The 25,552-nt window shown below is 61.8% G+C and carries 28 protein-coding genes and 1 pseudogene; 13 read left to right on the top strand and 16 right to left on the bottom strand.

Going from position 1 to position 25,552, the window contains the following annotated elements; translation table 11 throughout:
* Positions 1-54 precede the first annotated feature (54 nt).
* Together lon and AB1555_10455 are read right to left on the bottom strand one after the other, a co-directional pair.
* Positions 55-2,457 carry an endopeptidase La gene (gene lon / locus AB1555_10460; GenBank protein MEW6247119.1) on the bottom strand — a complete coding sequence of 801 codons (2,403 nt, stop codon included), beginning with the start codon at positions 2,455-2,457 and terminating at the stop codon, positions 55-57.
* A gap of 186 nt (positions 2,458-2,643) precedes the next feature.
* Positions 2,644-4,656 carry a hypothetical protein gene (locus AB1555_10455; protein ID MEW6247118.1) on the bottom strand — a complete coding sequence of 671 codons (2,013 nt, stop codon included), beginning with the start codon at positions 4,654-4,656 and terminating at the stop codon, positions 2,644-2,646.
* A gap of 243 nt (positions 4,657-4,899) precedes the next feature.
* Here AB1555_10455 and AB1555_10450 point away from each other — a divergent pair, with 243 nt between their 5' ends.
* Positions 4,900-5,757, top strand: a complete 858-nt coding sequence (locus AB1555_10450; GenBank protein MEW6247117.1) for an MBL fold metallo-hydrolase — start codon at positions 4,900-4,902, stop codon at positions 5,755-5,757.
* 10 nt (positions 5,758-5,767) lie between these two features.
* Here AB1555_10450 and AB1555_10445 read toward each other — a convergent pair whose 3' ends face one another.
* Positions 5,768-6,940, bottom strand: a complete 1,173-nt coding sequence (locus AB1555_10445; GenBank protein MEW6247116.1) for a THUMP domain-containing protein — start codon at positions 6,938-6,940, stop codon at positions 5,768-5,770.
* Positions 6,941-7,064: 124 nt separating this feature from the next.
* Between AB1555_10445 and AB1555_10440 the strand changes: the two genes are divergently transcribed.
* The gene (locus AB1555_10440; protein ID MEW6247115.1) at positions 7,065-7,604 is read left to right on the top strand and encodes an NUDIX hydrolase; all 540 of its coding nucleotides are present in this window, start codon (positions 7,065-7,067) and stop codon (positions 7,602-7,604) included.
* Between the two features lie 16 nt (positions 7,605-7,620).
* On the opposite strand, the gene AB1555_10435 is transcribed toward AB1555_10440, so the two are convergent.
* Genes AB1555_10435 through AB1555_10425 form a run of 3 tightly spaced genes read right to left on the bottom strand, consistent with a single transcriptional unit; the run spans position 7,621 to position 8,457 of the window.
* Entirely contained in the window at positions 7,621-7,932 is a 312-nt protein-coding gene (locus tag AB1555_10435) for an iron-sulfur cluster biosynthesis family protein (protein ID MEW6247114.1), read from the bottom strand.
* A 34-nt stretch (positions 7,933-7,966) separates the two neighbouring features.
* Positions 7,967-8,233: a type II toxin-antitoxin system RelE/ParE family toxin gene (locus AB1555_10430; protein MEW6247113.1), complete on the bottom strand. Its 267-nt coding sequence runs from the start codon at positions 8,231-8,233 to the stop codon at positions 7,967-7,969.
* A gap of 5 nt (positions 8,234-8,238) precedes the next feature.
* Positions 8,239-8,457 (bottom strand): hypothetical protein, encoded by a 219-nt coding sequence (locus AB1555_10425; GenBank protein ID MEW6247112.1) that lies wholly within the window; start codon positions 8,455-8,457, stop codon positions 8,239-8,241.
* Positions 8,458-8,675: 218 nt separating this feature from the next.
* Here AB1555_10425 and AB1555_10420 point away from each other — a divergent pair, with 218 nt between their 5' ends.
* The 3 genes from AB1555_10420 to AB1555_10410 all read left to right on the top strand — a co-directional run bounded on the left by AB1555_10420 (position 8,676) and on the right by AB1555_10410 (position 10,231).
* Entirely contained in the window at positions 8,676-9,395 is a 720-nt protein-coding gene (locus AB1555_10420; protein ID MEW6247111.1) for an SDR family oxidoreductase, read from the top strand.
* Between the two features lie 94 nt (positions 9,396-9,489).
* Positions 9,490-9,696: a hypothetical protein gene (locus AB1555_10415; GenBank protein ID MEW6247110.1), complete on the top strand. Its 207-nt coding sequence runs from the start codon at positions 9,490-9,492 to the stop codon at positions 9,694-9,696.
* Positions 9,677-10,231 (top strand): nucleotidyl transferase AbiEii/AbiGii toxin family protein, encoded by a 555-nt coding sequence (locus tag AB1555_10410; GenBank protein ID MEW6247109.1) that lies wholly within the window; start codon positions 9,677-9,679, stop codon positions 10,229-10,231. The genes AB1555_10415 and AB1555_10410 overlap by 20 nt, the downstream gene beginning before the upstream one ends.
* A 353-nt stretch (positions 10,232-10,584) precedes the next feature.
* Here the strand turns inward: AB1555_10410 and AB1555_10405 are convergent, their stop codons facing one another.
* Positions 10,585-11,352: a hypothetical protein gene (locus AB1555_10405; GenBank protein MEW6247108.1), complete on the bottom strand. Its 768-nt coding sequence runs from the start codon at positions 11,350-11,352 to the stop codon at positions 10,585-10,587.
* Between the two features lie 216 nt (positions 11,353-11,568).
* On the bottom strand, positions 11,569-12,252 hold the full coding sequence (locus AB1555_10400; GenBank protein ID MEW6247107.1) for a site-specific DNA-methyltransferase: 684 nt from the start codon (positions 12,250-12,252) through the stop codon (positions 11,569-11,571).
* Positions 12,253-12,367: 115 nt separating this feature from the next.
* Here AB1555_10400 and AB1555_10395 point away from each other — a divergent pair.
* Positions 12,368-13,263: pseudogene (locus AB1555_10395) on the top strand (transposase).
* On the opposite strand, the gene AB1555_10390 reads toward AB1555_10395, so the two are convergent.
* The 3 genes from AB1555_10390 to AB1555_10380 all read right to left on the bottom strand — a co-directional run bounded on the left by AB1555_10390 (position 13,179) and on the right by AB1555_10380 (position 15,345).
* A complete protein-coding gene (locus AB1555_10390) occupies positions 13,179-13,496 on the bottom strand; it encodes a type II toxin-antitoxin system RelE/ParE family toxin (protein MEW6247106.1) in 318 nt (105 codons plus the stop codon). The pseudogene AB1555_10395 and the gene AB1555_10390 sit on opposite strands and share 85 nt — an antisense overlap.
* Positions 13,483-13,755 (bottom strand): type II toxin-antitoxin system Phd/YefM family antitoxin, encoded by a 273-nt coding sequence (locus tag AB1555_10385; GenBank protein ID MEW6247105.1) that lies wholly within the window; start codon positions 13,753-13,755, stop codon positions 13,483-13,485. Before AB1555_10385 ends, AB1555_10390 begins: the two co-directional genes overlap by 14 nt.
* 300 nt (positions 13,756-14,055) lie before the next feature.
* Positions 14,056-15,345 (bottom strand): NAD(P)/FAD-dependent oxidoreductase, encoded by a 1,290-nt coding sequence (locus AB1555_10380; protein MEW6247104.1) that lies wholly within the window; start codon positions 15,343-15,345, stop codon positions 14,056-14,058.
* A 197-nt stretch (positions 15,346-15,542) separates the two neighbouring features.
* On the opposite strand from AB1555_10380, the gene AB1555_10375 reads away from it, so the two are divergent.
* From AB1555_10375 to AB1555_10360, 4 genes are all read left to right on the top strand, one after another.
* On the top strand, positions 15,543-16,169 hold the full coding sequence (locus AB1555_10375; protein ID MEW6247103.1) for an A/G-specific adenine glycosylase: 627 nt from the start codon (positions 15,543-15,545) through the stop codon (positions 16,167-16,169).
* 36 nt (positions 16,170-16,205) lie between these two features.
* The gene (gene mutT / locus AB1555_10370; GenBank protein ID MEW6247102.1) at positions 16,206-16,631 is read left to right on the top strand and encodes an 8-oxo-dGTP diphosphatase MutT; all 426 of its coding nucleotides are present in this window, start codon (positions 16,206-16,208) and stop codon (positions 16,629-16,631) included.
* Positions 16,628-17,173, top strand: coding sequence for a GNAT family N-acetyltransferase (locus AB1555_10365; protein ID MEW6247101.1), 546 nt, complete (start codon positions 16,628-16,630; stop codon positions 17,171-17,173). Before mutT ends, AB1555_10365 begins: the two co-directional genes overlap by 4 nt.
* Before the next feature lie 94 nt (positions 17,174-17,267).
* The gene (locus tag AB1555_10360; protein ID MEW6247100.1) at positions 17,268-17,984 is read left to right on the top strand and encodes a 3'-5' exonuclease; all 717 of its coding nucleotides are present in this window, start codon (positions 17,268-17,270) and stop codon (positions 17,982-17,984) included.
* 25 nt (positions 17,985-18,009) lie between these two features.
* Here AB1555_10360 and AB1555_10355 read toward each other — a convergent pair whose 3' ends face one another.
* The 4 genes from AB1555_10355 to mtaB all read right to left on the bottom strand — a co-directional run bounded on the left by AB1555_10355 (position 18,010) and on the right by mtaB (position 22,395).
* A complete protein-coding gene (locus tag AB1555_10355) occupies positions 18,010-18,987 on the bottom strand; it encodes a hypothetical protein (protein ID MEW6247099.1) in 978 nt (325 codons plus the stop codon).
* Between the two features lie 84 nt (positions 18,988-19,071).
* Positions 19,072-19,200 (bottom strand): hypothetical protein, encoded by a 129-nt coding sequence (locus tag AB1555_10350; protein ID MEW6247098.1) that lies wholly within the window; start codon positions 19,198-19,200, stop codon positions 19,072-19,074.
* A 464-nt stretch (positions 19,201-19,664) separates the two neighbouring features.
* Positions 19,665-21,035: a tRNA (N6-isopentenyl adenosine(37)-C2)-methylthiotransferase MiaB gene (gene miaB, locus AB1555_10345; protein MEW6247097.1), complete on the bottom strand. Its 1,371-nt coding sequence runs from the start codon at positions 21,033-21,035 to the stop codon at positions 19,665-19,667.
* Complete coding sequence (gene mtaB, locus AB1555_10340) at positions 21,028-22,395, bottom strand: tRNA (N(6)-L-threonylcarbamoyladenosine(37)-C(2))-methylthiotransferase MtaB (GenBank protein MEW6247096.1); 1,368 nt, start codon at positions 22,393-22,395, stop codon at positions 21,028-21,030. The genes miaB and mtaB overlap by 8 nt, the downstream gene beginning before the upstream one ends.
* A 152-nt stretch (positions 22,396-22,547) precedes the next feature.
* Here mtaB and AB1555_10335 point away from each other — a divergent pair, with 152 nt between their 5' ends.
* Complete coding sequence (locus tag AB1555_10335) at positions 22,548-22,955, top strand: hypothetical protein (protein ID MEW6247095.1); 408 nt, start codon at positions 22,548-22,550, stop codon at positions 22,953-22,955.
* 161 nt (positions 22,956-23,116) lie between these two features.
* On the top strand, positions 23,117-24,400 hold the full coding sequence (locus tag AB1555_10330; protein MEW6247094.1) for an MFS transporter: 1,284 nt from the start codon (positions 23,117-23,119) through the stop codon (positions 24,398-24,400).
* Between the two features lie 3 nt (positions 24,401-24,403).
* On the opposite strand, the gene AB1555_10325 is transcribed toward AB1555_10330, so the two are convergent.
* Entirely contained in the window at positions 24,404-24,697 is a 294-nt protein-coding gene (locus AB1555_10325) for a hypothetical protein (GenBank protein ID MEW6247093.1), read from the bottom strand.
* A 163-nt stretch (positions 24,698-24,860) separates the two neighbouring features.
* Here AB1555_10325 and AB1555_10320 point away from each other — a divergent pair, with 163 nt between their 5' ends.
* Positions 24,861-25,241 (top strand): DUF4359 domain-containing protein, encoded by a 381-nt coding sequence (locus AB1555_10320; GenBank protein ID MEW6247092.1) that lies wholly within the window; start codon positions 24,861-24,863, stop codon positions 25,239-25,241.
* Positions 25,242-25,552: the final 311 nt, after the last annotated feature.

Here is a 25,552-nt window from a genome sequence, read left to right as displayed (position 1 = left end):
GCTGGGAACGGCTGAGCCTGGTCATGACAGCGCATGGCCGGGCTCTGTGTTCCGTCACGCCGGCAGACCGACCGCCGGTTCGACGCCTTCCGTCGGTTCGCGAGCGGCGGAGGTGTCAGGCCGCGACGCGAACGCGGCCTGCAGCACTTCCTCGATCTTCTCCACCAGAATGAACTCAAGATCCTGCCGCACTTCTTCCGGCACGTCCTTCAGGTCCTTCTCGTTGGCCTTGGGCAGGACGATGCGCTTGATGCCGGCCCGGTGCGCCGCCAGGATCTTTTCCTTGATCCCGCCGACCGGCAGCACCAACCCGCTCAGGCTGATCTCCCCGGTCATGGCCGTATCGCTGCGGACCGGCGTGCCGACGTAGGCCGACGCCAAGGCCGTGGCCATCGTGATGCCGGCGGACGGGCCGTCCTTAGGGATCGCGCCGGACGGCACATGAATATGGACCCCGTTCCGCTTGAAGCGGGAGATGTCCAGCCCCATCGCCTCGGCATGGGCCCACAGGTAGCTGCGCGCCGCTCGCGCGGATTCCTGCATCACGTCGCCCAACTGTCCGGTCAGCGTCAACTCGTGACTGCCCGGGAGCAGGCTGGTCTCGACGTACAGCACGTCTCCGCCGGTCGGCGTCCAGGCCAAGCCCGTCGCCACGCCGGGCGGAAGCTGCTTGCGCGCCTCTTCGGGCATGAACCGTTCGGAGCCGAGCCAGTCGTTGAGCTGCTCCTTTACAATCGTGACCGGCTCGCGCGGGTGGTCGTCCGGCTGATCGGCGAACTTCAACGCCACCTTCCTCGTCAACCGGCCGAGCATCTGCTCCAGTTGCCGCACGCCCGCCTCCCGGGTGTAGCGGCTGATGATGTGCTCGATCACGTCGTTCGGCAACGCGACGAGTTCCGGTTGCAGGCCGGCTTCCTTCAGCCGCCTCGGCCAGAGATAGCGGACCGCGATCTCCAGCTTTTCCCGTTCGCTGTAGCCCGGCAGGCGGATCACTTCCATCCGATCCAGCAGAGGCTGGCTGATCGGATCGAGCGTGTTCGCCGTCGTGATGAAGAAGACCTTCGACAGATCGAACGGCAGATCCAGGTAATGATCCCGGAACGTGTGATTCTGCGCCGGGTCGAGGATTTCCAACAGCGCGGCCGCCGGGTCGCCCCGGAAGTCGCGGCCCATCTTGTCCACTTCATCCAGCATCAGCACCGGATTGTTCACGCCGGCCCGACGGATGGCCTGAATGATCCGGCCGGGCAACGCGCCGACGTAGGTCCGACGGTGGCCGCGCAGTTCGGCTTCGTCGTGGACGCCGCCGAGACTGAACCGCTCGAAAGTCCGGCCCATCGCCCGCGCGATGGACTGGCCCAGGCTGGTCTTGCCCACACCCGGCGGGCCGACCAGACAGAGGATCGGCGCTTTCGCGCCGGGATTGAGTTTCAACACCGCCAGGTGCTCGACGATGCGTTCCTTGACCTCTTTAATCCCGTAATGGTCCTCATCCAGGACCTGGCGCACGCGGGCAAGATCGAGGCTGTCTTGCGACGCCTTTTTCCAAGGCAGCTCGAGGACCAGCTCCAGATAGCTGCGGATCACCTGATGGTCCGGCGAAGCCGGCGGAATCTTTGCGAGCCGCGCGACCTCGCGTTCTGCTTCTTTCCGCACGTGGTCGGGAAGATCGGCCTCCTGGATCTGCTTCTTGAGGTGCGCGACCTCGCTTTCTTCGCTCTCCGATTCGCCCAACTCCTGCTGGATCGCCTTCAACTGCTCGCGCAGGATGTACTCGCGCTGCGTCTTGCCGATCTTGGCCTGGGCTTCGCTGGCGATTTTCTCGCGCAGTTGGAAAATCTGAATTTCCCGCGACAGAGCGGCGTAGAGTCCGCGGAGCAAGTCCGACCGGGTCTGCGCTTCCAGCAACTGTTGCTCCCCTTCCACGGTGAGGTTGAGGAACGACGCGATACGATAGGCGAGCGCCACCGGGTCGTCTTCATTCCGTAGCGCCGTGACGGCTTCCTGAATCCCGGGCGATTGGATGAGCTTCGGCAGATCCGTCATGAGGTCCTGGATGGCCCGATGCAACGCCTCCACCTCCGTGCCGGAATCCTCCGCCACCGGCGAGTGCCGGACGCGGGCGAGCATGAAGGGCTCGGTCTGTTCGAGTTTCAACAGCACGGCACGGTCGAGTCCCTGAACCAGCACATGCAGGACGCCTTCCGGCGCGCGGCCGACTTGCTTGATGACCGCTTTCGTCCCGATGGGATAGAGATCGTCGAGACCGGGCTCTTCCGTCTGCGGATCGCGTTGAGCCACGATCAGAAGCGTCTTCTCTTCCGTCTTCATGGCCGCTTCCACCGCGGCGACGGACCGCGCCCGCCCGACCGTCAGAGGCATCATGACGCCGGGAAACAGGACGGTGCGTTTGATCGGCAGGACGGGCAATTGCAGCAGGACCGCTTCATCGTTCATGGGTTTCCCTCCGCGTGGCTGTCAAGTATTGAGACTGCCGACAACGGCACACATGTGACGCGCTCAGCAGCAATGAACATCAGATAGCCACCGGTTCGCGTGAGTCAAGTTGAGCTCAATTTCAGCTTGTCAGCCGGCGATGCGTGCGAGCGGAGCGCCGCGGGATTCTGCTCTTCAGCCGGTCGCTCAGCGGTCGATGAAAAGGCCGCCAGCCCGATCCAAAATGATCCGCCCGTTGCCTCGCCGTTCCCGGTCTATGGAGGGCGGCGTGGGGATCAGCATGTACTCGTCGTTCCCGGCCAGATCGAAAAAGCCGCTCACGCTGTGATCCGAGACCATGCCCATGCCGTCGGGAACGGCATAGCGATCGCGTCCGCCCTCTTCGACGAAGAGACTCCACGAACGGTGGTCGGCGCGGCCGAGGCCGGTTGATCGGCGCAAGTCGTAGACGTCGTTGCCTTGGCCTGCGTCGATGAACAACGTGACGCTGCGGTCCCAGGCCGCGCCGTTGTTGTAAAACGGCCCGGTGGAGTCGTAGCGGTCGTCCCCGTGCGAGTCCAGGAACAGCGCGACGCCGTCGTGCGCGCCGGCTGCGTGGCCGTAGCGCGCGGCCGCGTGTTCATCGTCGCCGTCGAGATCCAATTTGATCCCGACGCCGAAGAAGTAGCCGGCCCCTTGCGAGAAATTCGAGCTGCGGTAGCGGTCGTGGCCCTCCGAGTCGATCAGCAAGCCCCAGCCGCCGGCGAGGCTGAGCGCGTGGTGCTCGGTCTTTCTGGAAAAGATCCGTTTGCCGGATCCTGCACCGAGCCCGAAGCAGTCGTACTGGAAAGCCGGATCGCCGGCCTTGGCGTTCGGCGCGTCGGTCGCGTTGTACTCGCTGGGATGCTTCTCGCCGCACTGATAGAAATCGTTCCCGGCCACGTCGAGGACCGCGCCGACACCGGACGGCCCGCCGAACCCGACGGCGTAGCCGTAACTGGTGTAACGATCGTCGCCCGCTTCGTCCAGGAGCAAGCCCAGCCCGCCGATCGCCGCTCCCTGGGTGAAGCGGCTTCCCATGTACACGTCGTTCCCGGCCTTGTCGTAAAGGATGCCCAGACCGGCGAAGCCGGCCCCGCCCGACCCATCGGCCAATTGGTACACATCGTCCCCTGCCAGGTCGACCAGCAGGCCCACGCCGAGGCGGCCCGTGGCGAGCCCCAACGGCGCGGCGCTATAGGTGTCGTTGCCCGCCGCGTCGATGACGACACTGTTGCCCTGTTCGGCGTCTCCGGCCGAGGCGATTATGCCTCGGTACGTGTCGTCGCCGCCGAGATCGAGGATGAGGCTGATGCGCGCGTCCACATCGTAGGTGTTGGGTCCCGGTCCGCCGACCACGATCATGCCGTAGGAGGTGGGCTTAGCCAGCAGCACATCTCCCGTCACTCCGGCGGGCGGCGTCGCGAGGGGCCGGCTGTCGCGAACCGCGAGCCGCACCTGTTCAAGCCAGCGGTCGTTGGCCAGTCGGGTCAAGGCCTGGGCCGCCGCGATCAGCGACGCATAGTCCACCTGTTCTTCGAGCAGGCGGACGAAGCGGTAATCTTCCTTGGCTTGCGTCAAGATAACCTCGTTGACCGACGCCACGTGCGGTGTAAACTGTTCGACCGATCGGCCGGCGTGCGCGAAGAGGAATTGCCGGTCCTCCTGGCTGAGATTCCGCAGCGCCTTCTCCCGCAAGTCGGACGCTTGCGCCAAGGCGTCGGTCAGAAAGGTCAGAAGACCGTCAAGGCTGGTTCTGCCGGGAAAGGGCAGGGGATTGAAGAACGCCGCCGTCCGGTCCATCCCAGCTTCCATGACGTCGATCAGCGCCGGCAGGCTTTCCATGCCGGACTCGGCCAGTTCCGCAATCAGGAGCCCCTGGCGCTCCAGGTTGGCAAGGCCCGACCAGGGGTCGGTCAAGCTTATGAGCGTCAGACGCCGCCGGAACGCGCCGGGAACCGCATCGGTGTCGGCCAGCGCCTTGAGCGCTGCGGCTTCTTGGAGGGGAAGATACCGCTCGATGTCGGGCTGAATCTGAAGTTGGACGCGACGCACGACCGATTCACGCATCCGGCTGGCGGGGAGAGGATGGCTCGACGGCCAGGCATGTTGAAAGAAGTTGCAGCCTGTGAGCGTCAGGACTAGAGCGGCGAGGCAGATGCGCCGGATGCTCGAACTCATCTTCCTTCTCGGTTGATCCGCGTTCTGAAAAGAGCGAGTAGCTCGTAGCAAACAGCAAATAGCTTTGAGCTATTCGCTGCTAGCTGTTGGCTAGTTTCGTGCTGCACGGGAAAGCCAATGGCTCATAGGGACTGCTCAAAAAACCGCGGTCAGCCATCAGCAGTCCGCTTACTGCGGTTGACGCGATGCGGGCGCGTGCGTAGCATCGAGCGTTACCATAGCGAATATCACAGGAGACGTCTCATGCGTACACTAACACAACTTTTTACGGGCTTTCTCTGTGTCTGGATGTTTCTGGTTCCTGACGCCGTGGCGGCGCAGGAATCCAAACCGACCGACGAACTGACGAAGCTGGCCGAGGACGTCTTTCTCTTCCGGCACAAAGCGCACAAGGCGCTGGTGGTCGTGACGGCGGACGGCGTGATCGCGACGGACCCGATCAGCGTAGAGGCCGCGACCTGGCTCAAGGCGGAACTCAAAAAGTTCACGGCGAAACCGGTGCGCTATGTCATTTACAGCCACGACCATGCCGACCACATCACGGGCGGCACCGTGTTCGCGGACACGGCCGTTTTCGTCAGCCACTGGAGAGCCAGGCAGGATATTCTGGAAAAGAAGCAAGCCGATACGCCCGTGCCGGAGTTGACCTTCACCGACCGGCTCTTCATCGATCTGGGCGGAAAACATGTGGAGGTGATCCACGTCGGCCGGAACCATTCGGACAACAGCGTGGTGCTCTTGCTGCCTCAGGAACGGTTGCTCTTTGCCGTGGACTTCATTCCGGTGGAAGCCGTCGCCTATCGGCGCATGCGCGATTCCTATCCCGAAGAGTGGATCGAGTCGCTCAGGCGGGTCGAGCAGTTGGATTTCGATGTCCTCGCTCCGGGTCACGGCCCGGTCGGCCGCAAGGAGCATGTGCAGATGTTCCGGGAATACCTCGAAGACCTGTTGAGGGAGGTGCGCCAGGCGGTGTTGAAAGGGATGACCCTGGAAGAAGCCAAACAGACCATCCGCCTGCCGAAATATGAAAAGTGGAACGGCTATCCAGACTGGTTCCTCGAGAACATCGAGGCGATGTACCAGTACCTCTCCATACACTGACGGTCAAATCTCATCCGGCTGGCAGGACGGCTTTCCGTCTGTTGGTGCCACGCACCAGTTTGAATTCGTACATCCGGCATTCGAGGGCGCCGTTGAAGAGCGGGATGCGGCGGGAGGGGGCGAGCCCGATCAGTTTGGGCAGGCGAAGATCGCCGGAAAAGAGATAGGCGGTCCAGCCGGGAAAACGGCGCTTCAACGCGTCGCCGAGCCTCGGATAGAACGCGGCAAGCCGACCTTCATCGCCTATCCGCACTCCGTAGGGAGGATTCGTGACGATCAGGCCGGTGTCGGCCGGTGCGCTTAGGGCCAGGATGTCCGCTTGGGCAAGCCGGACGGAGCCGGCAAGACCGGAGGCTTTCAGGTTGGCTTCTGCGACCCGAACGGCCCCGGCGTCGCGGTCGCTGGCAAAGATCGCCGCGTCAGCCTTGTCACGTTGCTGCGCCCGCCTGTCCTCGCAGAGGCGACTCCAGAGCTTGCCGTCGTAGTTCTGCAGCCGTTCGAAGGCGAAATGCCGGCCGAGGCCTGGCGCGATATCGCGCGCCATCATCGCCGCCTCCATGGGAATCGTCCCGCCGCCGCACATCGGGTCGAGCAAAACCTGCTCCGGCGTCCAGCCGGCAAATTTCAAAATCCCCGCCGCCAGATTCTCCCGCAGCGGCGCCTCGGTCGCGCTCTGCCGCAGGCCCCGCTTGAAGAGCGGCTCGCCGGATGTGTCCAGGTACAACGTCAAGGTCGTCCGGTCGAGAAACGCGTCGATACGGACATCCGGCTGTCGGGTCTCCACGCCGGGCCGTCCTTGACCGATCGCTCTGAATCGATCACAGACGGCGTCTTTGATACGCAGCGTGACGAAGTCGAGGCTTTTGAGAGGGCAGTGTTGGGCGCTGACTTTGACCTTGATCGTGCGGCGCGAAGAAATCCAATCCTCCCAGCGGACCGCCGATGCGGCCTCGTAGATGTCCTGCTCGGTGTGGTAGGGGGCGTCGCAAATCCGCCACAACATGCGGCTGGCGATACGGCTGTCCAGATTCGCACGGTAACACAGCGTGAACGGCCCCGTAAAGCCGATACCGCCCGGCGTCTGAGTCACAGATTGCGCCCCGAGTCCTCGCAATTCTTCCGCGAGCACCGGTTCGAGTCCTCGCGGGCAAGGTGCAAAGAATCGATGGATTGTGCTATCCATGTTGAGCGCGGCTCAGCGGGACGAGCGGGACGTGCGCGACGGACGAGATTGGCCGGTCTTGCGAGTCTCGCTTTTCCCGCCAGTCTCGCAGGCCGGAGCGTTTCGTGGGCAATAGCGGGTCATTATGAAGTACTGCAGTCAATGCGGCGCGCCGGTCATCCGGAAAGTGCCGCCCGGCGACAACCTGCCCCGGTTCGTCTGCGAGGCCTGCCAGGCCATCCATTATCAGAACCCCAAGATCGTGGCCGGCTGCATCCCGGAGTGGAACGGGTCGATTCTGCTTTGCCGCCGGGCGATCGAGCCGCGTTCCGGCCTGTGGACCTTTCCGGCCGGATTCATGGAAATCGGCGAGAGCACGGAGCAGGCCGCGCTGCGGGAAACCCTCGAAGAGGCCCATGCGGACGTGGAGATCGCGTCGCTCTACGCGGTCTTCAGCCTGCCCCATATCAGCCAGGTCTATGTGGTGTTCCGCGGACGGATGAAAAACCCGGAGTTCAAGGCCGGGGCCGAGAGCCTGGAGGTTCAACTGTTCCCGCCTGAAACCATTCCCTGGGACCTGTTGGCCTTTCCGGTCATCCGCGAAACCCTGGCTCGCTATGTGCGGGATCTGGAGCAGGGGTGTTTTACGCTCCATGTCGGCAGCGTCTTACCGCCGATGCGATAGGCATGTTCCATGCCTGCTAATTCAGATTCGGCAAGGTCAGCGTAAACTCCTCCGTCTGGCCCGGATGGAGGAACTTGAAGCCCTGCGGCTCCCGGTAATCCAGGACGATCCCGTCCATGCGCGGCGCGTTCTTTCCTTCCACCGCGACGGTCAGGCCTTCGATGGTCTGAACCTCATCATCCGGCCGTGGGGCGTTCTCCAGCGTGATGCTGAATGCCAGCCGGTTTTCATCGACGTCGCGCAGCGTCAGGCGGACGACGGGATCATCGGGATGTTCGACGATCAACGCCTTGAGCTTTTGAACGGCGGACCAGGTGACGGTCACCATCTCTCCTCACCCCTCACGCCTCACCCCTTACCCTTTACGGTTCGGTCAGGTCTTTGCGGTGCGCGATACAGTGGATGTCGAGTACCTGTTCGGCGCGGTCCACCGAATAGAAGATACGCCAGTCGCCGACCGCGTACTTGGAGAGGCCGGGAAGATCCGGCGTTGCCTGTTCATGGCGCAGGTTCTCGACGTTGGAGGCGAGCCATTTGGTCTTGTCGAACAACCGCTGCGCCATCGGCTTCTCCAGTTCGGCCAGATCGGCGACGACCTCCGGTTTGAAGGCGAGACGGTACCAGGCCATTTCCATCACCACTTGAGGCCGAGTTTGTCCGCGATCTCATCCCCGCTGATCCGCGCCGTGGAGGCGAGAGATGCCTTCAGTCTGGCTCGAACGGCCTCGCCCAGTTGCAGGCCGAGGTCCGGATCGCCGAGCAACTCGCGCAGCCGGTCGTCCACCAACCCTTGCACGAGTTCCTTCAGCTCGACTAGAGTCAGGTCTGATAGTTTGAGCGAAGGATCGGACACGACGACTCCATTTCCGCGTCACAGAATAAGGGGCTGATCGGACCAATTGCAAGAAGCCTCGTGAAGCGTCGGCTTGCCGGCGTCGATCGTAACGCGCGACCGAAGCTACCAGCTATCAGCTCTTAGCTCCGACCTTATCGAGATACGCTTCACGGGATACGGTATTCAGTGGGTCAGAGACCGTTCAGGAGGTCAGAGACCGGTCAAGGGGGAGCAACATGAAACGGTTGCACGGGAAAGTCGCGATCGTCACCGGAAGCAGCAGCGGGATCGGGAAAGCCATTGCGCTGCGCTTCGCCGAGGAGGGGGCCAAGGTCGTAGTGGCCGCGCGGCGAAAGAACCTCTGTGACCGAACGGTGGCGCAGATCCAGGAGCGAGGCGGGAAAGCGGTGGCGATTCCGACGGACGTGACGGATGAGACGCAGGTCGAACGGCTCATCGGCGAAACCGTCGCGCGGTACGGGCGGCTGGATATTCTGGTCAACAACGCCGGCATCGGGGGCGGCGGCCGGATCGCGGAGACCAAAACCGAGGACTTCGATCGCGTGATCAACACGAATCTGCGCGGCACGTTCCTCTGTTGCCGGGCCGGCTTCCGCCAGATGATGACGCAAAAGGGCGGGACGATCATCAACATGTCCAGCGTGGCCGGCGTGCAGGCCTGGGCCGGCACCGGCCCCTACAGCGCGTCGAAGCATGGGGTCATGGCGCTGACCAAGTCGCTGGCGGACGAGGGGCGCGCGTACAACATCAAAGTCAGCGCGATCTGTCCTGGCGGAGTGGCGGACGACCTGGTCGATGCGTCGCCGAAGGAGATCGAGCGGAGCGAGAAGATCAGCCCCTACGACATCGCCGAGACCGCAATCTACCTCGCCACGCTGGGACGGTATGCGGTCGTGCATCAAGTGATCGTGGATCGATTAGGAGCTGACTGGTAAGCTACACCGCCTATCGCGTCATATCCGGGGGAAGAGGGAATCGCCGGCCGATTGTGTTAGAATCTGCACCTACCCTGAGCTTAACAGAGGAGCTATGGTTAGGCCGGATCCACTTCTTGAGGAATTCGAACGAAGCCAACAAACCGGGGGGACCGGGGGCCATCGTGAGAATTTGCGCATCGTCGAGGGCCTCTATGAAGAAGCCAGGGCCCTTGGTATCTTCCCGCTCTCCGATCCCCTCGACGGGATCGAGGTCGATCTCCGCCTCGCCAAGGCGCTCAATGTTCACTCGCCTACTTGAACGGCTCGCCCTGGCGCTCGATCGAGCCCGTATTCCCTACATGGTCATCGGTGGGCAGGCGGTGTTATTGTATGGGGAACCGCGCCTCACCAAAGATATCGACGTCACGCTGGGACTGGATGTCTCCCATCTGGCAGATCTACAAGCGGTTGCGGCCGACCTTCGATTGAAGGTGCTCGTCGAGGCCGAGACCTTCACGCGCCAGACGATGGTCTTGCCCTGCGAAGATCCTGACTCAGGAATCCGCGTGGACTTCATCTTCTCAAATTCACCTTACGAGGCCGTGGCTCTGAAGCGTGCCAAGAGCGTGGCGATAGGCGACGCCCAGGTTCGCTTTGCTGCGCTTGAAGATCTCGTGATTCACAAGGTCGTGGCCGGACGTCCCCGCGATCTGGAAGATGTCGCTCGCCTGCTCCGGAAGAATCCCAAGGTCGATCGGGCGGAAATCGAACGCCGGCTGGAAAATTTTTCAACGGCGTTGCACGAACCCTTCCTCGACCGATGGAAACGGATCGTCGAGCCAGGTCAGCGTTAACCCTCGGCGAGACGACGATCTACCTTGCCATGCTGGGGCGACATGCGGTCGTGCACCAGATCGTGGTGGATCGATTGGAAGCGGAGTGGTGAGCCCTGGTTGCTCCGGCGCCGGGGCACTCATTGCCAGCCGCGTGCAATGGGTCGTACGACCGCACTAACCTTCCCATCCGCTCGGCTGCGCAACTTGTTCCATTCCGAGCTTTGCTCGAACGGAACTTCGAACAGTGCTCGCCGTCGCCAAGGGCGACCGCGTCCGCTCAGGAAGTGCGGGCCCTGAGCCTCCACGCAAGTCGCAAGGCAGGGCTCATCATTCCGCTTTTGTTGGGGTCAGAGTGGGTGGGGAGCGGCTTGTTAATAATCCCCGATGTAGAGGCTGACGGCGAACTTTTGCGGGCTCTCACGAACCAGCAGTTCGAGGAAAGTCCGGATAGGGGTCAGCTCGGTCGAGAGGGAGAAATGCATATCAATCTCGGCGTTGCGAAACCGCCTTGTAAACCCTTTCAGGCTAAGGGCGTGGACTCGTTCGAAGAGCCTCTCGGTCAGAAGTCTGTAGGCTTTCTTGGCAGAAATGATGCGGAACTGGCCCTCCGGCATGCGCTCGAAGATCGGACGAAAGCGATCCAAGTAATCAGGTGAGCGCAGGTGATCGACGATGGCTTCCTCCAGAGATCTCTTCCCTTTCAGCACCGCCAGGGCCCACACGTAGTCGTCGGGAATCAGCTTTCCCACATCAGCGGAACTGAGGTCAGGAACACTCAGGACGAGAAAGACATAAGGCAGTCGTTCTGAATCCTGCCGCTTGAGCGCGTTGTTGATCTTATAGGTGACCAAAGCGAAGCAGTCTTGAGGTTCCAGCCAGACGTAGCGTGGCGCGTCTCGGAACAACGTGCCGTGGAACTTGATGTTGAGCCGGCAGATCGGGCTGTCGTTTCCGTTCAAAAGCCTATAGTCGGTGTCGGTGCGAGAGGGCCGATGGTCTTCAATTTTGAGAACTCTTCCTCCTGTGATGCTTTCGGTCAGCTCCTCAAAGCGTCGCTCGGCGAGTGCCCCGAGGAGCATCTGAGAAATCCCCTGCCGCCTGCCGGCCAAGATTTCGGCGCTGATCGGGTATTCAGCCACTGAGAATCCATGAAGGTCTTTTGCACGCATAGCGGCCGCTTGGCTCTCGACCACACGAGGCTGGAGCCGAAGTTCTGCACTAACAGTCTCCGGTTGGTCCCCATGGAGGACTCTTCCGACTGCGAGGACCAGACGGATTTCGCGGACACTGGGCGCCGAATCGCCGTAGATGTCGCGGAGGATACGGTAGAGACGCTTGAAGTTCCTCAATTCACGTCAGGCGCGGGCTGCGCCCTTCCGGGAGGATCCATTCTTGTGCATGAGGGCCAAAAGCGGCGGCTCGACGAACCTGAACTTGGAACCCTCCAAATAGTCCCTCACGAGCTCGATGGCAATCCAGCGACGCCCGAGGCGCTCGGCTGCTTCACCCGTGACGTTCGACCCAGCGAACGGATCGAGGACCAGGTCCTTGGGGTCGGTGCAGAGTTTGATGAAAAACTCGGGCAGACCGCGGGGGAATCGCGCAGGATGCACCGGGAGCCCCGCTTCGAGGCAGCGCTTCAAGTACTCGCCGTTGGAGTCATTGTTGCCGAGTTCAATCAAATTGGGAGGAATGGCGCCGCCGTGATTACGGTTAAACTTCGGAGTGATGTTATGGCCGCTCGGGCGAGCCTTCACGCGATACCCACGAGCCAGCAGACGCAGCATGTCGTCACTGTATTCTTTCAATACGTTTCGGTTATTGGCCTTGGGCCAAGGCGTCTTGCTCAGCCACCACACTTGGTTCACAGCGCATTTGACGCGAATGCGCCGGACGTTCACCCACTCGGCCGGGGCAGGCAGGGAGCCGGGGTTGTACCAGTAAAAATCTTGCGCGAAGTGGAAGCTGAGACGCTCACAGAGCGCGAGCAACAGGTGATACTGATAGAGACTTCTCGTGGGAGTGCCCTTGTTCCACACTCCACGGATGTCGATCAGGTGGTGTCCCCCTTCTTGTGGACATTAAAAAGGCGTATTCTCTCAGCGCCACAACACTTGGCCCTGGGGAGCGCCATAACCGAGGAGGAATACGCCTATGGGCAGCAAGTCTACACGAGGTTCTGGAGCAGTGGAAGCCTGTCTTGGGCCTGATCTGCTGACCGCCGCGCTGCGCGAGCAGGTCCGCGAGATGATTGTCACCGTGGTGGAGACCGAGCTGACCGAAGTGTTGGCAGTGCCGTATGAGCGGAATGGAGCACGGCGCGGATACCGGCATGGGCGAACATCACACAGCATCGCGACCGGCTTGGGGAGAGCACAGATCGCACTGCCGCGTGCTCGGTTGCTGGAGGACGGACGTGAAGTGGAATGGCGGAGCCACTTGCGGCCGCGGTATCAGCGTCGCGCCCGAGCGGTGGACGCCGCTCTGCTCGGCGCCTATCTAACCGGTGCGAACCAGCGCCGCATCCAGGGGGCGCTGGCCCCATTGCTCCGACATGCGCCGCTCTCCAAGAGCGCCATCTCCCGTCTCGTGGGGCGGCTGAAATCCCTGTTCGAGGAATGGCGTCGGCGCTCGCTGTGTGATGAGCAGATCGTCATGCTGTACCTGGATGCGATCGCACTGCGGGTGCGGGTGGCCCAGAAGGTCATCTCGGCTCCGGTCCTGGTCGTCCTCGGCGTGCGGGCGGAGGGGCAGAAGGTGGTGCTAGACTGGAATTGCTCACCAGCGAGTCGACGTCCGCCTGGGGTGGACTGCTGGAGGGCCTGATTACGCGAGGGCTCCGGCGGCCGCCGTTGTGCGTGATCGATGGGAACCCGGGCCTGCGCGCCGCGCTTGAGGAACAGTGGCTGGGGATCGCCGTGCAACGGGTACCGTCCACTTCTCTCCGGGTTCCACTGACCCATCATCACAGTTCCTCCAGAAGACTCGGCAGATCCCGTGTGCCGTGGAGGATGCGGTGGACCAGGAGGGTCTTGCCCTTGATCTTGTAGAAGACCAGATAGTTCTCGATGACCAGGACCCGGTAACCCAGAGCGGCGAGCCGCTCGTCGTTCGGGATCTTTCCGAGGTAGGGATGGCGCGCGAGGCGATGTAAATCGTTCTCGATCCGATCAGCCAGGGCGACCGCCGGCGGAGGGTTGTCGGCGGCGACAAAGGTCACGATGTCCAGAAGATCCTGTTCGGCGATGGAGAGGAGCCGGACCGCGTCCTTACCTGTGTTCACGGATCCGTTTCCGCAGGGTCTTCATGACCTGACTGAGCGGCCGGCCTCGCTCTCCGGCCGCCACCCGCGCTTCGGCCGCCGCCAGCTTGCCGTACAGCTCGAGTTTGCGCTGCAGCTCGGCATACTGCGCCAGGGACATCAGCACCATATCCCCTTCTCCGTTCTTGGTGATGAAGACCGGCTCACGGCTTTCGTGAACCAGCGCAGACAACTGGTTGGCCTTGTTGCGCAGATCCGAAATGGGTTTGATGATCGGCATTAGGCTTCTCCTATCACAATTGTGAGACAATTTTGATAGAGGGGAGTCTACTACGATCGCGGTCCAGAGACAACGGAACTGTTTCCCATATGGTTCCGATGAACCTGCGGCTCTCTCTGCTCGTGAAAATGTCCCCCCACCCAACCCTCTCTCCCATTCTAGGGGAGAGGAGACAGGTAAGGGGGAAGCTGATGGCTGACGCTGACAGCTATTTTCCACACGGGCAAGGAAGAGAGGACGCGTTCATGGACGAACGGCATGGCAGGGGACATGATCCATGAGACCCTTTGCGAACCGCGCTCAGTCCCGCTTCTCTTGTTTCCAATAGATCAACCGCGCGCCGGGGCGGAAGGTCAGGTAGTACCAGATCCATTCGGACATGACCCGGAAGCGGTTGCGGACGCCGATCAGGAAAAAGATGTGGACGACGCACCAGATGAGCCAGGCGGGCAGGCCGGACAGTTTGAGCGGCCCCAGTTGCGCGATGGCTTTGGCCCGTCCGATCGTCGTCATCATGCCGCGATCGACATAGCGAAACGGCTCGCGCCGGTCCTGAGGAACGCCCTTCGCGATCACCCGCGCGACGTAGCGCCCCTCCTGCATGGCCACCGGCGCGAGGCCGGGCAGAGGTTTGCCGTCTGCTCCGAGGCAGCAGGCGGCGTCTCCGATGACGAAGATCCAGGGATCGTCCGGGATGGTGAGGTCGGCGCGCACGATGGCCCGCCCGGCGGAATCGACCGGGGTCTTGAGGGACTGGATGAGCGACGAGGCGGTGTTGCCGGCGGCCCAGATGACGTTGGCGGTTTCAATGAACTCGCGGCCGGTTGAGACTCCCTGCGGCGTCACGTCCACGACCTTGGTGTTCAACATGACCGTGACGCCCATGGCCTGCAGCGCCCATTGCGCCTTGGCGCTCAACAGCGGCGGATAGGCCGAGAGGATCCGTTCGGTTCCTTCGAGCAGCAGAATTTTCAGATTGGCTGAGCGGAGGGAGGGATAGTCCGGCGTCATGGCCTTGCGCCCGATCTCCGCCAGGGCCCCAGCCAGTTCCACGCCGGTCGGGCCTCCTCCGACAATCACGAAAGTCAGATACCGTTGCGCTTCGGCCGCGCCTTTCAGTTGTTCCGCCTTCTCGAACGACAGCAGCAGCCGCTCGCGCAGTGTCAGAGCATCGGTCAATGTCTTCAATCCCGGCGCGTGAGCCTCCCACTCGTTGTGTCCGAAGTAGGAGTGGCGTGAGCCCGGCGCGACGACAAGCGCGTCGAAGGGAAGCGCCCCGCCTTCCGCCAGGACGACCAGTCGACTGATCCTATCGATGGCCTGGACCTCATCCATGACGACCTGCACGTTCATTCGCGACCGGAAGATCGTGCGGAGCGGCCAGGCGATGTCGCTGGGGGAGAGCGCGGCGGTGGCGACCTGGTAGAGCAGCGGCTGGAACAGGTGATGGTTGGTCCGGTCGATCAGGACGACGTCGAGTCCCGATCTGCGGAGCGATTGCGTGGCCGTCAACCCGCCGAAGCCGCCGCCGATGATGACGACGCGGGTCCGCTTCTTCGCTCCGTCAGGTTCTGATCGAGATCGGCCCATTCGTACGGGGAGTGTAGGGGCTGCTGAGGAAGTGGGTCAAGAAGGGCGTTTGCATTTCACGAGGCGGGCTCCTAGAATGCCGCCAATCCGCCATGCCGCGTCGCTCTCGATCCAACGAGAAATCGTCGTCTCGATCCGCCCGCCCGTCCAAGTCCGCGAGCTTTCCCATCTCGCCGGGATTGAAACGGCGATTCCAGATGCGTCTCTTGAAATGGTACAAGCAGCACGGGCGCGACCTGCCCTGGCGGAAGACTTCCGATCCCTACAAGATTCTGGTGTCCGAAGTGATGCTGCAGCAGACACAGGTGGATCGGGTCATTCCCAAGTATCACGAGTTCCTGCAGCGCTATCCCACGTTGACTCATCTGGCGGAGGCGCCGGTCGAGGAAGTCTGCAAGACCTGGTATCCCCTCGGATACAACATCAGGCCGCACCGGTTGCACAGTATCGCGCGCGAAACCGTCGCGCGTTACGGCGGCGCGGTGCCCAAGGAACCGGAGGAACTGTTGTCGTTCAAAGGCATCGGCCGCTACACGGCCGGTGCCATCCGGGCGTTCGCCTTCAACGAAGATGCGCCGATTCTGGACACCAACGTCATGCGGGTGTTGTATCGGGTCTTTGTCGGCGAGGGCGATCCGAAGAGGCAAAGGAACAAACTCTGGGCGCTGTCGGAGGCGCTGATTCCCAAGGGCAAGGGGTACGACTTCAACCAGGCGTTGATGGATTTCGGCGCGATGGTCTGCACCGCGAGAAATCCCTATTGCCTGCTGTGCCCGATGAAGGAGTTTTGCAAGGCCTACCCGTTCGATCCGAACGGCGTCTGACGCGTCGTTCCGGTCTGCGGCTCAGGACGCCGATTCATGAGCAAGGAAAAGACCGTCCCGGTCATCCAAGTGGCGGCCGGGCTCATCTGCCATGAAGGTCGTTATCTGATCGCGCGCCGGAAGTCCGGCGTTCACCTCGGAGGGTTGTGGGAGTTTCCGGGCGGGAAGCGAGAGGCCGGTGAAACGTTGGAAGATTGTCTGCGGCGCGAGTTACGCGAGGAACTGTCGATCACGGTGACTGCTCCGGTCCACTTTCAGGTGATCCGACATGAATACCCGGAACGAACGGTCGAGCTGCATTTCTTTCGTTGCGCGATTGCGGAGGGACAGGTGAAACCGGTGGACTGCGCGGAGGTCAAATGGATTGCGCCGGAGGAATTCGGACAGTTCGCCTTTCCGCCGGCGGATCGGCCCGTGCTCGAGGCGCTGCAGCGCCGACAAGGCGAAGGTTCGGCGGAATGAGCGTTCGCTTTCCCGTCGAGGCGAAACTCAAAGACGGTTCGCCGGTTCAGTTGGTGCTGGCCGACGAACGTGACGTGGAGCCCCTGCGACGGCTGTACCGGGTGATCGTGGAGGAGGGGACTTCGTACCCGCACGAACGGCCTCCGGATCAGGACGACTTCATGGAGTACTGGTTTCGCGGCAAGAGCACCGTGGCAGCCTACGCGCCGGATCGCTTGCGCGCTTCGGACATGGCGGGAGCGTTCTACCTCAAACCGAACTGGCCCGGACGGGCGAGGCATGTCGCCAACGCCGGCTTTATCGTGGCGCCGGAATGGCGCAACAAAGGCCTGGGCTGGCTGTTGGGCGCGACGATGCTGGACTACGCTAAACAGCTTGGGTATCGGAGCGTGATCTTCAACCTTGTGTTCGCGGAAAACCGGGTCGCGCGCCGTCTCTGGGAAAAGCTCGGCTTCCATGAACTGGCCGTCATCCCCGGCGCGGTGCGGAAGAACGACGGGACGTATCAGGGTGCGGTGATCATGTTTCGATCCTTGATCTAAGCGAGACGGGCGGGAATAGCGAGAGTAGCGCGAATCGTAGAAGCGACAGCGCCTCCCGCTTTTCGCGCCTGTCTCGCTTGTCTCGCGTTGAATTATGAAAATCGTCCTCGACATCGAGACCGTGCAGGCGCCGCGCGAGGAGTGGGCCCGGCTCGTCGGCGTCACGCCGGCCCGTCCTGATGACGTGCTGGCCGAGGGGGATTGCGACCTCTTCACACTGGGCGAGGCCCAGGATCGGAAGCGGATGGAGGATGAGCTCTATGAAAAGTCGGCTTTCGACGGCACCTTCAGCCGGATCGTCTGCATCGGCCTGATCGAATTCTCCGACGCGATGGAGCCGCGCGGCGGGATCGCCTGGTACGGGGCAAACGAGCGGGAATTACTGCGGCAGTTCTGGGCCAGGCTGGGGCAGGAGCGTCCGAGCCTATTCATTACGCATAACGGGCTGGGTTTCGACCTACCGTTTATCAAGAAACGGTCCGTCATTCACCAGGTCAGGCCCAGCATCGACATCAACCTGGCCAAGTTCCGGACCGAGCCGGTGTACGACACCATGGCGGTTTGGAGCAACTGGGATTCGCGCGGCTGGATCAAGCTGGATGTGCTTGCCCGCGCGCTGAACGTCGAAACCAAATCCGGCAGCGGGCTCCAGGTCGCGGAGATGTGGGCGAAGGGCCAAGGAAAAGAAATCGCGCTGTATTGCCTGCAGGACACCTACGTGACCTATGCCTGCTACTGTCGGATGAATTTCCGGCCGCCTCTGTCCAAGGAAGTGGTGCTTCTCCAGCCCGAGTTGATCGAGGTGGCATAGACGTTCATCTCCGGCCGGCTCTTGCCTACTTTTTCGTCACCTTCGCGGCCTTCTTTTGCGGCAACTTGGCCGATACGCCCTTGGCTTTCAAGACCTTGATCTCCGTTTCCCGTTCGATCAGTTGACGGCGGAGCGAATCGACTTCCTTCTTCATCGCCTTGATTTGACCGTCCTTCGCGTCGAGCGCTTCCTTGGCCTGGCGCAATTCTTCCAGTTTAAGGGTCAGGAATTCCACATCCTTCTGGTCTTGTAGCGGTGCGGCCGCCGGCGGCGCCGGCGGGGGCTCCGGCATGCTGACGGGCATCGCCGCGGCGACGGGCATCGGTTCAGGTTTGGCTGGTGCGGCCTTGGCCGGTATGGCTGTGAGGGGGGCATTTTTGGCCAGGAAGCGATAATCGATCGCCAGACTGGTCAGATCGGGTTGTCCGATCGCAGCGGCGGTCTCGATGCGGGCCGCCGTCTCCGGAAGAAACCCGATCGCGCCAATCCGGGTTTGTACGTCCGCGGACTTCCATTTTTCCCCGTGATAGTGGGTCAAGGCGAGATAGAGGGATCCCTTCTGCACATACAGGACGCCGGACGTCGGTTCCGCTCCCGAGGACGTCGGCTGGTTCACGCGAAAGACGACGAGATGTTCGGGTTTGGCGTGCAACAGGCCTTGCGCCAAGAGGGGAGCGAGGAACGCGACGTCTTCGTCGCTGAACACGCGGGCCGGCTTCGTCGCCCTGGCCGATCCTCGATGGGATACGGCTGGGGGAGCTTCGATCACCACGCCGCGCAGTGTGGCCGCGATGGTGGCCGGGTCGATCACGGTCGGATGGCCCGCTTCGAACGACCAGTCCGAAGCTTCTTCGAGATAGACGGTTCCTTGCGAACTTTGATGAATCTTCGTGCCGGGGCCGCCCAGCGAGGAGCAGCCGAGCGGACCGACGCCGATCAGACCGAGCATGAGCCCGATCGTCAACCAGCTCGAAACGGGCGAATAACGGCCGTGGACGTTCATGGAATGTCTCCTTTTGAAAAGAGCCGAGAATTGGGTTGAGTCGTCGAGAAACTGTGGCGGGAAAGATGGGAGCGTGAGATCCGTCTACCAGATTCCCAGTCCCATCAAGACCATACCGATCGCCAGCCAACCAAAGACGCCGACCGAGATCATGGTTTCCAGACTCATACCGCTTTCCCTCCGATCGCGTTGTGCTTCCGTCGGTCGCTCCACGATGATCGCCCTCTTGATCGCTCAAGGAGATGCTGATCTCGTTCGGCCACGCGTGAGAAGTGATTGCTCAATTTTTGAAGCAAAGGTTATGCCCCTAAGCTCCGCGTTTCCGTTCAACAAGTTGTTAGGTTTTTCGCTGCCGAGACATTGTGTCGTGGCGGAATGATCACCAGGAGTGTTTGCTTCGAGAGGCACTTCAATGAAAGCATATAAGATGTTGAGAATGCATTGTTTTTATATCTGCAAAGAATGCCTTGCGTTGAAAACACGGATGTCTTTTCTGAGAAGTCGTGCTTCCGCCCTTACTTACACAGAACGAGGCGATTGAAAGGGCGAATGTCCAGATTGGGAAAAGCGGTGTGCAATATTGTTTGCTTGTCCCGCCAGACAGCCGACAGAAGGATGTCGTCGTGTCAAATCGGCGGGCAGTGATGGAATCGGTTGAAAAAGGAAGGGGAGACGGATCAGGCTGGTCTGCCGCACAATCCGGTCCGGGAAACCGGCCGGCCGAACAACGTAGTGGCCGAGGCATCTTGAATCACGATCGGGAGCAGGTCTCCCGGTTTGGTCTGGCTGTCATCCTTCTCCCAGACCACCGTGATGTTACCGTCGGTCCGTCCCATCCACTGGCCGGATGACCGTTTGGCATTGCCTTCGACCAGGACTTCCACCGTCCGGCCGAGCAGTTCCCGGTTCTTCCGGAGCGAAATCCCCTTCTGGATGTCGACCAGTCGTATAACCCGGTCGGCCTTGACCGGGTCCGGCACGTCGTCGGCATATTTTCGGGCGGCGATCGTGTTCTTGCGTTCGGAGTACTTGAAAATGAACGCGGAATGGAATCCGACCTGTTCGACGGCTCGGTAAGTGTCCTGGAATTCGTCTTCCGTTTCCGAGCAGAACCCGCAGATGATGTCCGTTGAGAGGGCGATCTCCGGATTCCGGCGCCGGATCTCCTCGACGAGGGTGAAGTATTCCCGTCGCGTGTAGGTGCGGTTCATCAAATCCAGGATGCGGTCGTTGCCGGATTGCAGGGGCAGATGGATGTGCTTGCAGATCTTCGGGTGTTCCGCCACTGCGTCCAGCAGAGCCGGCGGAAAATCCTTCGGATGGGGCGAAGTGAAGCGGACCCGCTCGATTCCGGCAAGGTCGGCCACGGCGGTGATCAGCCGAGCGAAGTCCCAGTCTCCGAACCGATAGGAATTGACGTTTTGTCCGAGCAGCGTGATCTGCTTGAATCCCTGCGCGATCAACTGCTCGGCCTCCCGAATCACGCCCTGCGGATCGCGCGACCGTTCCCGACCTCTCGTGTACGGCACTACGCAGAAGGTACAGAAGTTGTCGCAGCCCCGCATGATCGCGATCCACGCGTTCACGCCTTCGGCGCGTTCCGGCAGGATGTCCTCGTAGGTCTCGTATTCGGACAGGTCGACCGCGATCCCTTTCCGTCGGAGTCCCTGCTCTTGAGATTCGACGGCCCGGTTGATCAAGCCCGGGAGTTGGCGATAGGCGTCTGGCCCGACCAGCACGTCCACGATCGGTTCGGCCTCGGTCAACTCCTTCTTCAAATTTTGCGCCATGCAGCCCAGGACACCGACGACGAGCGGACGCTGCTTCTTGATGGCTTTCAGTTCGGCGAGGTGGCCGTAAACCTTGTTGTGGGCGTTCTCCCGGACGGCGCAGGTGTTCATCAAGACGATGTCGGCCCGTTCCTTATCCTCGGTGAAGTCGAAGCCTTCTTTCCGGAGGATCGTTCGAACCAGTTCGCTGTCATACTCGTTCATTTGACAGCCGAACGTTTCGATGTGCACGGTCTTGAAGCGCGTTGGGTTAGTCATGGGCGACCAATCGGATCTCCCGAAGGCGCGGACGCAAGGTGGCGCCGGTCGGGGGATCGAGATGTCCGACCGCGAGACCGTCCATCGCTCCGGTGATGACCACATTCCTGATGACGTTGGTGAGGTCGGCATCCGAAGAGACCCCGACCTTCGTGAAGGTACTCGTCAAGCCGGTCCACAGCCCGTCCTTCTGTTTGGTTTCGAACAGCACCCGGACCGTCCGGCCGATCTGCTTTTGGTAAAAGGCCAGGCGTTTCGCTCGGGAGAGTTCCGAGAGGATCCGCGTCCGCGTCTTGACCGTCGCCGGGTTCACGGGATTGGTCAGACGGGCCGCGGCCGTTCCGGGACGCTTGGAGAAGCTGAAGACATGAAAGTAGGAGAACGGCAGCTCTTCCGCAACCCGCAGGGTGTTCGCGAATTCCTTCTCGCCTTCGCCCGGAAACCCGACGAGAAGATCGGTGCCCAGCCCCACATCGGGGATCGTCCGGACCGCTTTGTCGATCAGGCTCGCATAGTCGCCGACCGTGTAGCGCCGGTTCATGGCCCGCAGGATGCCGTCGTCGCCGCTTTGGAGCGGAACATGGAGATAGCGGCAGAGCTTGGAGGACGAAGCCATGTAGTCGAGCAACTCGTCCGGGATCGTCGTCGGCTCGATCGACGAGATACGGATCCGTTCCAGGCCGGCGATGCCTTCCAAGCGGCGGATCAGGTCGATCAGCCCGCGCCCGTCCCGGTCGTATCGTCCGATGTTCACGCCGGTGAGCACCACTTCACGGTGGCCTTTTGCGACCAGTTCCTCGGCTTCACGGACGGCATCGTCGGTTTGGCGGCTCCGCTCGCGGCCCCGCGCAAACGGAATGAGGCAAAAGCTGCACATGAAATTGCAGCCGTCCTGGATTTTCAGGGGCGCCCGCACCGTGCCGCACTCGCCGGCGCCGGGCAGCAGGAAATCCTCACGTGCGATCGCTTTCGTATGAAGCACCTGGGGGGCCGGTTGTTTCTTCAGGGCGGCCGGCGCCGGCAGGTAATCCGGCAGGTTCATCTTGTATTGGGTGCCGACGATCAAATCGATCCCCGGCAGATCGCGCAGGACCTGCATGCCGGTTTGCGCGTAGCAGCCGGTCACGGCCACGAAGGCATGGGGGGAATGGCGCAGGGTTCTGCGCACCGCATAGCGACAATCCTTCTCCGCATTCTCCGTGACGGAGCAGGTGTTGAGCACGAGCAGATCGGTCGGCCGGCCGAACTCGACCAGCTCGTATCCGTCGCGTCGCAACCGGTCGGCCAGCAGAGCGGTCTCCGCCTGGTTGAGCCGGCAACCGAGCGTGTGCAAGGAAGCGCGGGGACGAGATGTTCGCATAGCGGCGTCATTATAGGGAAGGCCATAGTGCGACGGCAAGCCGGGGAGCGTCGCCCGGCGACTCGAGAGTTCCTGTTGAACAAGCGATATTCTCGTGGTACGATTTTCGAAATTTTCCGTCGCGCTGCTGTACAACGTAGGAGGATGATCCTATGGCCACGTTGCGGCTCGCCCTCGGTGTTGCGCTTCTCCTCACGGTGCTTCTGCCGGCTCAAGCCGGATGGACCCGTGAATCCCTGCCGGTCGAACCGGATTTCAATACGCGAATCGATGAACTGTATGACCACGAGGCCCGTCTCTTTCTCATCCTGTACTCGTTGCAGGGCAACGGCGTGGTCGATTACGTGACGGGACGCCTGGTGGAAGAGTACACGCGAAGCAACTACGGCAATCCGGTCTACTACACCGAGAGCTATCCTCTGTTCTATTGGTGGAACCACACGATGTGGAACGATCCCCAGCGCGACGGCGTGAACGGGAACGAACTGGTGTACCAAGAGAACATCGATTTCGACGTCACGCGTTACAAGCCCTGTCTCTTCAACGGCCAGCCTTGCTGAACTGACCGGGAACGCGCCTTTTCCGCCGGCCTCGCTCGAAGCCCAACGATCTCGTCCTATTCGGTCGGACCGGTTCCTTCCCTGTTCTTGGGAATCTGCTCCCGCCGTGCGTGGAATGGTGGTATGCTGCTCCGTATCACGCTCTCCTGGATTGCCGCCGAATGATATCCCGACATCTGTGGACCGCGCTCGCTAATCGTCGCGTCGCCGTCATGCTGCCGCTGGGGTTCGCCTCCGGCTTGCCCTTGGCCCTCACGTCTGGGACGCTCCAGGCCTGGCTGACCGTTGCGGGAGTCGACCTGCGGACCGTCGGGATTTTCACGCTCGTCGGGCTGCCCTACGCGGTGAAATTTCTCTGGGCGCCCCTCATGGATCGTTTCGTGCCCCCGTGGCTCGGTCGCCGGCGCGGCTGGATGGTCGTGACCCAGCTCGGCGTGGCAGCCGGGCTGGCTGCCATGGCGGTGACCGGACCAAGCGATCATCCCTGGGCGCTCGGGATCCTGGCCCTCGCCGTGGCCTTCATGTCGGCGTCGCTCGACATCGTCTTCGACGCCTACCGGACGGATGTGCTGCAGCCGCAGGAACGGGGTTTTGGCGCGGCGGTCTGGGTAAACGGATATCGACTGGCGCTGGTCGTCGCCGGGGCGCTCGCGCTGATCCTGGCGGATTCGATCGGCTGGCGAGGCACGTATTGGCTGATGGCCGGTCTCATGACGGCGGGGGTGGCGACGATCCTGCTCAGCCCGGAACCGGCGGACCCCGGGGTCATTCCGCGGAGCCTCTCGGAAGCGGTCTGGGGACCGATCACGGAATTCTTCTCCCGCCCGGAAGCGGTCGGCTTCTTGCTGCTGATCGTGCTGTATAAAGCGGGTGATGCCTTCGCGGCGACGCTCTCGACGGCGTTCCTGATCGGGGGGATCGGGTTCACGGCCACCGATGTCGGCCTGATGAAGGGCGTGGGGATCGCCGCAACGTTGCTCGGCGCCTTGGCCGGGGGCGTGGCCATGGCGCGCATGGGCCTCTTTCGCGCGTTGCTGGCTTTCGGAGCGCTGCAGGCCGTCTCGAACCTCTCGTTCATGGCGCTGGCGTGGGTCGGGAAGAATTACACCGCGACGGTGGCGGCGGTCGTCTTCGAAAATTTCTCCGGCGGGATGGGAACCTCCGCGTTCGTCGCCTTCGTGATGTCCCTGTGCGACCACCGCTATACCGCGACCCAGTTCGCCTTGCTGTCGTCGCTGGAAGCCCTCGGCCGCGTGTTGCTCGGCCGGCCGGCGGCGGAATTGGTCGAAACCTTGGGCTGGGGGCAATTTTTCCTAGTCACGTTTCTGGCCGCTTTGCCGGGCCTCCTGCTGCTCTGGAGATTGCGTGGGGCGCTGGACAATCACCGGTCGCCGGAGTCCCGGCGGAGCGCGGGGCTCTCTCCGGTCTCTCCCGCGGTGGAATAACCTTCACGTCTTCAATCGGCGCTGAAGGAAGAGCACGTAGAGCATGAGAACCGGAAGCGGCGCGAAGAGAAACGGAACGAACCACAGCCAGACATTTTTCCCCCGCACCCGGGCCTGGTCGATCATCCATACGAAGACCCAGATCACGAGCCCGGCGTAGTTCATCGTTATCCAGCGCGTCGTGTGGATTTTGAGTCCGCTCGCGGCGTCGGGCGTGCCGTGAAGTAAAAAAATCCCCAGCAGGATGAGAAACGCGCCCAACAGTCCGGCGACCAGACGCTTGCTCCAGACATACATGACATCCTCCTAATCTATGAGTTGGCTCACGGCGCACGGGCGGTTCATGTGACGGCGTGACGGCGGGCTAGGCTAATCACCGTATGGTGAATTGTCAACGCGCGGGTCGGCAGCCGGAGGTGAATCGCACGGCCGATTCCTGAACCCTTGCCCGGGGTGAAGCTTGGACGACACGAAGACCCTCGCCTTAGCTCTTCTGACCGCGTTCCTGGGCGTCTGCGTCGCGTTGGCGGCGACAAATCCCACCACCGACGACTACCTCCTCTTCCTCGAGGCGAAACTCTCCCAGGCGCTCGAGCGCATGGATCAAACTGCGCCGAGCCGAGAACAGAATCTCATCCGCTCTGTCTTCAGAACGCAGGGCAAGCGGCTGATCGCGGGTGTGGTGCGTCCGAACACCGTCAGGCGAAACTGGGGGCTGGTGAGCCTGTTCGAAACGCGGGTATTGGACGTTCGGGTCGTGGTGCTGGGCGTGGCGGGCCGGTTTGTACCGATTGAGGGCGTTGAGGAGGCGACGCTGAAACTCGGTCGCGCCGTGTTCTGAGCCCACATCACTCGTGAAATGACGGTTCAGTCGACCAAACCGCTCCTGGGTGTAACCTTCCCCGCTGTGGATAACCTCGTGAACAAATCGGTCTGAGCCAGAGCCAATCGGCTGATTTCGCTATCCCCAGGTTTTCCTCGTTTTCCCCAGTAAACCCACAATATTTAGTATTGACAAAAAAATCGAATCGCTATATGTAGCTGCATCCCGGACAGGCTTACTGAATCGGACAGTCGGTTTTCCAGCCGGATGGCTTCAAAGTTCTAGTCGAGCACAGGCGGTCGGGACCACCTTTATCGGCAGCTTTCCAG

Source organism: Nitrospirota bacterium (genome assembly GCA_040755395.1).
Lineage (GTDB): Bacteria > Nitrospirota > Nitrospiria > Nitrospirales > Nitrospiraceae > DATLZU01.
Note: the sequence above shows the minus strand (reverse complement) of the source record. Positions and strands in the feature narration are given on the sequence as shown.

What these genes read in the sequence shown, in the direction of transcription:
- lon (MEW6247119.1), bottom strand. Translation starts at nt 2,457, where the DNA reads ATGAACGATGAAGCGGTCCTGCTGCAATTGCCCGTCCTGCCGATCAAA.
- AB1555_10455 (MEW6247118.1), bottom strand. Translation starts at nt 4,656, where the DNA reads ATGAGTTCGAGCATCCGGCGCATCTGCCTCGCCGCTCTAGTCCTGACG.
- AB1555_10450 (MEW6247117.1), top strand. Translation starts at nt 4,900, where the DNA reads ATGCGTACACTAACACAACTTTTTACGGGCTTTCTCTGTGTCTGGATG.
- AB1555_10445 (MEW6247116.1), bottom strand. Translation starts at nt 6,940, where the DNA reads ATGGATAGCACAATCCATCGATTCTTTGCACCTTGCCCGCGAGGACTC.
- AB1555_10440 (MEW6247115.1), top strand. Translation starts at nt 7,065, where the DNA reads ATGAAGTACTGCAGTCAATGCGGCGCGCCGGTCATCCGGAAAGTGCCG.
- AB1555_10435 (MEW6247114.1), bottom strand. Translation starts at nt 7,932, where the DNA reads ATGGTGACCGTCACCTGGTCCGCCGTTCAAAAGCTCAAGGCGTTGATC.
- AB1555_10430 (MEW6247113.1), bottom strand. Translation starts at nt 8,233, where the DNA reads ATGGCCTGGTACCGTCTCGCCTTCAAACCGGAGGTCGTCGCCGATCTG.
- AB1555_10420 (MEW6247111.1), top strand. Translation starts at nt 8,676, where the DNA reads ATGAAACGGTTGCACGGGAAAGTCGCGATCGTCACCGGAAGCAGCAGC.
- AB1555_10415 (MEW6247110.1), top strand. Translation starts at nt 9,490, where the DNA reads ATGGTTAGGCCGGATCCACTTCTTGAGGAATTCGAACGAAGCCAACAA.
- AB1555_10410 (MEW6247109.1), top strand. Translation starts at nt 9,677, where the DNA reads ATGTTCACTCGCCTACTTGAACGGCTCGCCCTGGCGCTCGATCGAGCC.
- AB1555_10385 (MEW6247105.1), bottom strand. Translation starts at nt 13,755, where the DNA reads ATGCCGATCATCAAACCCATTTCGGATCTGCGCAACAAGGCCAACCAG.
- AB1555_10380 (MEW6247104.1), bottom strand. Translation starts at nt 15,345, where the DNA reads ATGGGCCGATCTCGATCAGAACCTGACGGAGCGAAGAAGCGGACCCGC.
- AB1555_10375 (MEW6247103.1), top strand. Translation starts at nt 15,543, where the DNA reads ATGCGTCTCTTGAAATGGTACAAGCAGCACGGGCGCGACCTGCCCTGG.
- mutT (MEW6247102.1), top strand. Translation starts at nt 16,206, where the DNA reads ATGAGCAAGGAAAAGACCGTCCCGGTCATCCAAGTGGCGGCCGGGCTC.
- AB1555_10365 (MEW6247101.1), top strand. Translation starts at nt 16,628, where the DNA reads ATGAGCGTTCGCTTTCCCGTCGAGGCGAAACTCAAAGACGGTTCGCCG.
- AB1555_10360 (MEW6247100.1), top strand. Translation starts at nt 17,268, where the DNA reads ATGAAAATCGTCCTCGACATCGAGACCGTGCAGGCGCCGCGCGAGGAG.
- AB1555_10355 (MEW6247099.1), bottom strand. Translation starts at nt 18,987, where the DNA reads ATGAACGTCCACGGCCGTTATTCGCCCGTTTCGAGCTGGTTGACGATC.
- miaB (MEW6247097.1), bottom strand. Translation starts at nt 21,035, where the DNA reads ATGACTAACCCAACGCGCTTCAAGACCGTGCACATCGAAACGTTCGGC.
- mtaB (MEW6247096.1), bottom strand. Translation starts at nt 22,395, where the DNA reads ATGCGAACATCTCGTCCCCGCGCTTCCTTGCACACGCTCGGTTGCCGG.
- AB1555_10335 (MEW6247095.1), top strand. Translation starts at nt 22,548, where the DNA reads ATGGCCACGTTGCGGCTCGCCCTCGGTGTTGCGCTTCTCCTCACGGTG.
- AB1555_10330 (MEW6247094.1), top strand. Translation starts at nt 23,117, where the DNA reads ATGATATCCCGACATCTGTGGACCGCGCTCGCTAATCGTCGCGTCGCC.
- AB1555_10325 (MEW6247093.1), bottom strand. Translation starts at nt 24,697, where the DNA reads ATGTATGTCTGGAGCAAGCGTCTGGTCGCCGGACTGTTGGGCGCGTTT.